Annotated in this window: 1 protein-coding gene; it reads left to right on the plus strand. The window is 37.8% G+C overall.

What is annotated here, in order from left to right:
* Nucleotides 1-127 precede the first annotated feature (127 nt).
* On the plus strand, nt 128-1568 hold a 1441-nt coding region (locus tag AC1DG9_RS26855), incomplete at its 3' end, for a M56 family metallopeptidase (protein WP_477635668.1).

Here is a 1568-nt window from a genome sequence, read left to right on the forward strand (position 1 = left end):
GCTTCAAAACTAGTCATGCAATTATTAGGAAATGAAAAGACTTCCAAAGAAGATCTTGATGCTATTAAACAGATGTTAAAGAAACTAGATAAATAATAAAAATTCGAATAATTTAAGAACCACAATTATGGAATTTCAATATGCTTTATGTATCACTTTTTTCCATTCATTATGGATAGGGATGATCCTTGCTTTATTAACAAGTCTGATTATAGTTACTACAAAAAAAAGCAGTGCTGCAATAAGGTATAATTTACTTACTGCTGTTTTGTTTTTGTTTGTGATCATCATGAGCCTGGTGTTTTATGATACCTTAAACTCAGGGAGTATCCATCAAAGTTTGAGTAAGTCAGGGGGAGCGACACTTTTCTCGCCCCAAATAAGCAAAGAAGCCGCCACTGCAGTCAATTCTCAGTCTTTAACTCAGGGCAGTTCTGGATTTATTGATGGAATGGGGTATTTGATGAATATATGGACATCTTATTCCGTTCAAATCGTAATGATTTGGTTTTTGATCATTTGCATTAAATGCATACAGCTCATGATGGGAATGCATGCAATTTACTATCTAAAGAATACCCAGATCTATTCAGCGGGTAATTTCTGGGAAAATAAGGTAACCGAACTTTCAATTAAATTGAGGATCCCCAAAAATATTCAGATTCTACAATCTGGGCTTACGAAAGTACCCGTTGTTGCAGGACACCTGAAGCCTGTGATATTGATTCCACTTGGTTTGTTAAATGGATTGTCTGCTGCCGAAGTTGAAGCGATAATCAGTCATGAACTTGCACATATTAAGCGTAGTGATTACCTGGTAAACATACTTCAAAGCTTGATTGAGATCATATTCTTTTTTAATCCTGCTGTATTGTGGTTGTCTAAATTGATCAAAGAAGAAAGAGAAAACTGCTGCGATGATCTTGCGTTAACTTGTACTTTGAATAAGCAAGACTATATTCAAGCGCTTGTTTCTTGTCAGGAATTTCAATCAAACCAATATGTTATGGCGCTTACCGGCAGAAAGAATCAACTTTTGGAGCGCGTGAGCAGGATGGTATTCAACAAAAGTTCTTCGCTAAACAAAATGGAGAAAATTATTCTGACCGCTACCTTGATATCAACGTTGATTTTTACAGCAGCATTTACCACAAGTAAAAACGCTGTTGTGTCCGATAAACATCCGGTTAGTGAAGTGGTTAATATAAAGCCATATCAGGATACAACTATAAAGCATAATACAACGAAGCGTCTCGCTAAAAAGACTCCGGCAGTTAAACACAGAAAGGCTAATTATGCCAAAACTGCCGAACAGACAAGAGAAAAGACGAGGGTTATTGCCGAACAAAAAAGAGAGGAAGCCGAAAAGGCAAAAGCAGCACATGAAATAGCAAGCCAGAAGGACCTAAGTAACAAAATTTATGATACTGCCAGGTATGAAAAAGAGGCTGCAAAATACGCTGCTGCAAGTCAGCAGTATAAAAAGGATGCTGCAAAATATGCAGATGAGGCGGCAAAATACGTCGCCGATCCGGAACATTATCCGGTTCCCCCAGTGCCGGTAGCCC

The organism is Pedobacter sp. 05L430 (genome assembly GCF_056397585.1).